The organism is Haliscomenobacter sp., assembly GCF_033763495.1.
Classification (GTDB): domain Bacteria; phylum Bacteroidota; class Bacteroidia; order Chitinophagales; family Saprospiraceae; genus Haliscomenobacter.
This window is the reverse complement of the sequence record NZ_JANRKL010000067.1, coordinates 1-6,076: the sequence shown is the minus strand read 5'-3', so window position 1 is coordinate 6,076 and position 6,076 is coordinate 1. Positions and strand designations below refer to the sequence as shown.

The 6,076-nt window shown below is 44.9% G+C and carries 4 protein-coding genes; 3 read left to right on the top strand and 1 reads right to left on the bottom strand.

Going from position 1 to position 6,076, the window contains the following annotated elements; all coding sequences use genetic code 11:
* A partial coding sequence (locus tag SFV55_RS07875; RefSeq protein ID WP_320028938.1) for an ABC transporter permease occupies positions 1 to 2,141 on the bottom strand: 2,141 nt, incomplete at its 3' end.
* 329 nt (positions 2,142 to 2,470) lie between these two features.
* Between SFV55_RS07875 and SFV55_RS07870 the strand changes: the two genes are divergently transcribed.
* The 3 genes from SFV55_RS07870 to SFV55_RS07860 all read left to right on the top strand — a co-directional run.
* Entirely contained in the window at positions 2,471 to 4,498 is a 2,028-nt protein-coding gene (locus tag SFV55_RS07870) for an NADPH-dependent 2,4-dienoyl-CoA reductase (RefSeq protein ID WP_320028937.1), read from the top strand.
* A 140-nt stretch (positions 4,499 to 4,638) separates the two neighbouring features.
* Positions 4,639 to 5,268 carry a response regulator transcription factor gene (locus SFV55_RS07865; RefSeq protein ID WP_320028936.1) on the top strand — a complete coding sequence of 210 codons (630 nt, stop codon included), beginning with the start codon at positions 4,639 to 4,641 and terminating at the stop codon, positions 5,266 to 5,268.
* Positions 5,269 to 5,762: 494 nt separating this feature from the next.
* On the top strand, positions 5,763 to 6,076 hold a 314-nt coding region (locus SFV55_RS07860), incomplete at its 3' end, for a hypothetical protein (RefSeq protein ID WP_320028935.1).

Here is a 6,076-nt window from a genome sequence, read left to right as displayed (position 1 = left end):
AGCAAAACGATATTGCCCAAAGTGGCGCCCAATACTTTGCGCACCCCAATTTCCTTGACCCTTTGTTCGGCACTAAAGGCAGCCAATCCAAAGAGCCCCAAACAAGCTACAAAAATGGCCAGGAAAGAAAAGACCCGTGCCAGTTTCCCAATCAACTGCTCACTTTTATACAATTCATTAAAATCTTTGTCTACAAAATCGTATTCAAAGGGATATGCTGGATTGTGTTTTTTAAATACCTGTTCAATGGCGCTGATGGTTGCGGTAACAGGTTGTGAACCATCCAGTTTCAAAGAAGCCAAACTACGCCACTTGGGATTAAAGGTGAAAAAGAAGGGTTCGATTTGGGAATGAATGGAATTGAAATGGAAATCTTTGGTGACCCCGATGATTTTCACCTTGTTGTCCCACAAATCGATGGTTTGACCAAGCGGGTCTTTTAATCCCATTCTTTTGATGGCGAGTTCATTAAAAATGATGCTCAGGGTATCGTTCAAGTTGCCTTTTTGAAAATCGCGGCCTTCCACCAGTTCGATGCGGTAGGTTTTTAAAAACCCGGGATCAACGGCTGTGTTGGAAAACAGGATTTGATCTTTAGGTTTTTTTCCAGGCCAATTGAGGTTGTAAGTGGAGCTGCCAATTTGGGTAATGCCATTGCCCGATGCAGCTACGGACTCTACTCCAGGGATGGCACTCAACTCCGTGTTGACCGGATCAAAACGTTCACCGATGTCCCCGCGCAACCATACTCGGAGTACATTTGCCCGATCGTAACCCAATGAGCGATTCTGGATGTGCTGGATTTGTTGGTACACCAGAATGGAGCCAATGACCAGGATGGCGCATAAGGAGAATTGGATCACGACGAGGCCCTTTCGGAACAATACCGCAGAATTCCCTGATTTAAAAACTCCCTTTAGGGTTTGAATGATGTGGAAACCCGACATGTAAATGGCGGGATAACTCCCGGCAAAAAGGCCGGTTAACAGAGCAGCGGCCAGCAAAATTCCCGCCATTTGAGGCGACCAGAAATGGAAACGGAGCTCTTTTTCTGTCAACGCGTTGAAACCAGGTAACAAGATCAAAACCAACCCAACTGCGATGAGCAAAGCCAAAGAGGACATCAAAATCGACTCCCCTAAAAACTGCGACATGATCCGCCCACGTTCGGCACCTACCGCTTTACGGATCCCAATTTCCCGCGAACGACGCCCGGCTCTGGCGGTAGAAAGGTTCATAAAATTGACACAGGCGATGAACAGTACAAAAAAGGCAAGAACACTAAACCACTGTACATAATCGATGCGACCTCCTACGTTTTTACCTTCTTCCCACAAGCCATACAAGCGCTCCTTGGCCAAGGGGAAACCAAACAGAATGGGGCGATTGCCTGTACCATCCGGATCCTGGTGTTTTTTGAGTACATCGCGGATTTTTTTGTTGAGGGTAGAAATGGAAGTTCCTTCTGCCAACTCGATGTACATGGGGGTGTTGTTGTTGCCCCAATTGGTTTCATCCAACCAAGGAGAATATTTCATGAAGGTGTGGTAGGGAATCAGAAATTCAAACTTCAAAGTGGAGTTGGGTGGCATTTTTTCCAATACCCCGGTCACTTCAAATGCATCGCGGTTGTTGTATTTGAGCAATTGCCCGATTGCCTCAGCATCGCCAAAGAATTTTTTGGCTACTTCCTGCGAAATTACAATGGAGTTAGGTTTGACCAGGGCTTCTTTGAGATCACCCTCTGCAAGGGGAAAGCTGAAAACTTCAAAAAAAGTAGTATCCACCGCCAGTCCTTGCTCATAAAATCGTTTTTCGCCCACGGAAAGCATGGCTTCATCGCCCCAATTGGTACGGATGACTCGTTTTATTTCTGGAAAATTTTCTTTTAAATTCAGAGCCAATACCGGCGGCATGGAATAAAAAGTAAACATTTGTCCATCGTAGCGTTGGTGCTGATGCAAGCGGAAAATGCGATCAATTTTGGTGTGGAAACGATCAAAGGTCAATTCATCGACTACCCAGAGCATGATCAGCACAGCTACTGCCATTCCTACGGAAAGCCCGAGGATATTGAGTGAACTATAGGTTTTGTTGCGCCAAAGGTTGCGCCAGGCAACGGTCCAATAATTTTTGAGCATTTCAAATCGGATTTTGTGCGAAGCAATAGAGTTTTTATCCCTAACAAGGACAAAACACAATTGCAATGGCGGCTTCTGAAGGCTCCTTTATTGTTTAAATAGATTTTTCAATTCTGCCTGATTATAATCGATCAAACTATATACCAATTTTTTAAATCATTGATTTTGAAGTGTTTTAAAGTTGATTTTTAATTTAAGTGTCCAGATTTGGACAATTCCTGTGCGCGGATGAACAATATGAATTATATCTCTTAGCGAAAATTTGCTAAAAATTTCAACTCCATTAGCGTAAATTCGCTAATCAGTTTTCGCCTTACAATACAAAACATATGCCAGCATTGCCCTACCCACACCTTTTACAGCCCCTGGATCTTGGCTTTACTACCCTGAAAAATCGCGTCTTGATGGGCTCCATGCACACGGGGCTAGAGGAAGAAAAAAATGGCTACCAGCGAATGGCAGCCTATTATGCTGAAAGGGCCAAAGGGCAGGTGGGACTGATTGTAACTGGTGGTATTGCACCCAATCGTGCGGGCTGGGTGGCACCCTTTGCTGCCAAATTATCCACTCATACGGAAGCTCGACAACACAAAATCTTAACGGAAGCAGTACACAGTGCGGGAGGGAAAATCGCCATGCAAATCCTCCATTCGGGGCGTTATGGCTACCACCCCCTGGCAGTGGCACCTTCGGCCATTAAATCGCCCATTTCCCCCTTTAAACCCTGGGCTTTGACTTCAATTGGCGTTAAGCGGAGCATCAGCGCTTATGTGCGTTGTGCTACACTTGCCCGCGAGGCTGGTTACGATGGGGTTGAAATAATGGGATCGGAAGGGTACTTGATCAACCAGTTCATCGTCAGTAAAACCAATCGCCGGACCGATGAATGGGGTGGCGATTATCAAAACCGCATTCGTTTTCCGATTGAAATAGTGCGCCGGGTTCGGGAAGCTGTTGGGCCCGATTTCATCATCATTTACCGACTTTCCATGTTGGACCTCGTTCCGGATGGCAGCACCTGGGAAGAAGTAGAATTGTTGGCGCATGAAATTGAAAAAGCCGGGGCTACCATTATCAATACAGGCATCGGTTGGCATGAAGCCAGGGTGCCTACGATTGCAACGATGGTACCACGTGCTGGTTTTTCCTGGGTTACCCAACGTTTGATGGGCAAAGTGGGCATTCCACTGATTACCACCAACCGCATCAATAGCCCTGAGGTAGCCGAAAGTGTTTTGGCGGCGGGACATGCCGATATGGTATCCATGGCACGGCCTTTTTTAGCGGATCCGGAATTTGTGCTCAAGGCCATCGAGAACCGCTCACAGGAAATCAATACTTGCATCGCTTGCAACCAGGCTTGCCTGGACCATACCTTTAAACGTAAGGTGGCCAGTTGTTTGGTTAATCCACGGGCCTGCCACGAAACGGAACTGAATTATTTGCCGTGCAGCCAAAAGAAAAAAATAGCAGTAGTAGGTGCTGGACCCGCAGGGCTGGCTTTTTCCAGTGTTGCTGCTCAACGTGGCCACGAAGTACATCTTTTTGATGCCGAAAATGAGATTGGTGGCCAATTCAATATGGCTAAACGTATTCCAGGTAAAGAGGAATTCCACGAAACCTTGCGTTACTTCGCAGGTCAGGTGTTTAAACACGGCGTACGGCTGCACCTGGGGCAGCGCGTAAGTGCAATGGATCTACTGGCGGGCGCTTTTGATGAGGTGATTCTAGCTACCGGAGTATCGCCACGGGCTTTGGAATTACCAGGCATCGATCATCCTAAGGTGTTGAGTTACATCGATGTGTTGAAATACGGAAATAAAATTGGTCAAAAAGTTGCCATCATAGGTGCAGGTGGCATAGGTTTTGATGTAGCAGAGTATCTTTCGCAGGAAACTGCGTCTACAAGTTTAAATGTTGAAGCCTTTATGGATGAATGGGGCGTGGATATGACTTATCAGGCCAAAGGTGGATTAAAAAACGCTCAACCTGAAAAACCAGAGCGTACCATTTATCTCCTGCAGCGCAGCAAAGGGAAATTGGGGGAACGTTTGGGTAAAACCACTGGTTGGATTCACCGAAGCAGTTTAAAAAATCGCCGGGTACAAATGATTGGTGCCGTGCAATATCTGAGAGTAGACGATCATGGCCTGCACATTAGCATTGACGATGTTCCGCAGGTCTTGGAAGTTGATCAGGTAGTCATTTGTGCGGGCCAGGAACCATTGCGCGATCTGTATGAACCACTGCTCGAGCAAGGCGTTTCAGTGCATTTGGTGGGTGGGGCAGATGAGGCTCGGGAATTGGACGCCAAACGTGCAATTGATCAAGCTTCCCGTTTGGCTGCACGGATATAACTTTATGGATTTGCAAAACTCATTTTGATTGCCTACTTTTACCACAGTTTTTTTGATGATGTTAAAACTGATCCAGCCCTAAAGTTTTTGCACAAATTATTTGTATTGGGCCACGGCCTCTTGTTTTAATTATAATTCCCATGAAAGTAAAAACCATTATTTCCGACAATCAACCAGTGTTGATTGAAGGACTAAAGCAAGTACTATGTTCGGACGACAGATTCGAATTCCACGTAAGTGCTTGCAGCCTTGACGTCAATTGGTCAGATGCCATTCATCATTACCAACCTGACCTAATCATCATGGAGCTCAAAACTCCTGATGCCGACAGCTTCCAAGTCATTCGACATCTCCGCAAATTGAATCCAGGTGCACGTATTTGTATCTTCACTCGATTCGAGCAAAGCTCTCTTGCCCCTCAAGTCAGTAAGGCTGGTGCACATGGCCTCCTGCTGAAAACGGCAACCATCGAAGAACTAAGAGAAGGAATTTCGCAGATTTTGACAGACAAAGTCTATTTTCCCTTTGCCTTTGAAAAAGCGCGCGCCCATTCTGATGAGACTTCTAATACTGGAGAACCATTGCTCACCAAAAGGGAAGTACAAATCTTGCAATTGATCTCTAAAGCTATGAGTAACAAGCAAATTGCCAGCCAACTTTTCATTAGTTATCAAACCGTTAGCGTACACCGAAAAAACATCATGCGTAAACTTGGTGTGAGCAATACTGCCGGATTGGTGCGTGCCGCTTACGACCATTGTTTGGTGTAGGATTTGTATTTGCTTGATTTTTAGTGAAATATACCCTTGGCCTGTCGCTTGGTGAAATTACCAGTTTTGGGGTATTTGTAGAAATAGATTGTGCTGTAATTTTGCAATGTTTAAAAGCTAATCCTAAAAGGTTTAGCACAAAATTGGTCCCATGAACAAAAATTGTACTAAAGGCTATTGTTGTATGGCTTTAAAACCCATTTGCCTTCAATCTACTCCACAGATTTTTGCATTTCACTTACATACTATCGAAAATTGCTACCGATCTCATAGCTGAGAATCGGCTTTTCTATATTTAGCCTTTTTGTAATATCAAACTCTTTTAAGAAATATTTTATTAATTTAGTTTTGATATTTGGATCGGCTGCTTAATTTCGCATGAAATTGTGTGCTCACGACGACCGAGGATTTGAACAATTTTGTGCTTACGACCTAAGGCTAATTCTAATTCACATTATTTTTTAACCCAACATTATTTCTCAAATTGTAATCTTATGGGAAAAATGACCTTTACTAGCTGGATGACCAAAACTGCAAGCGCATGCTTGATGGTTTTGGCTACACTGGTTTTTGGTTCTAACCTAACTGCACAGTCAACCAATTGCGGTTGTTACAACGTAACAGTTAGTTTGGATGCCAATTGCCAATTCACTCTTACCCGTAACCTGGTATCCGACGGTTCTTGCTCCGGCGCTGTGGTACGTGTTATGGACAACAACCAAAGCAACGGTGCAGTTATCGACTGCCCTGGTGTTTGGACTTATGGCTTGTTCGCAAGCTCCTCTCCAGATGCAGCTGTAATCTGCTG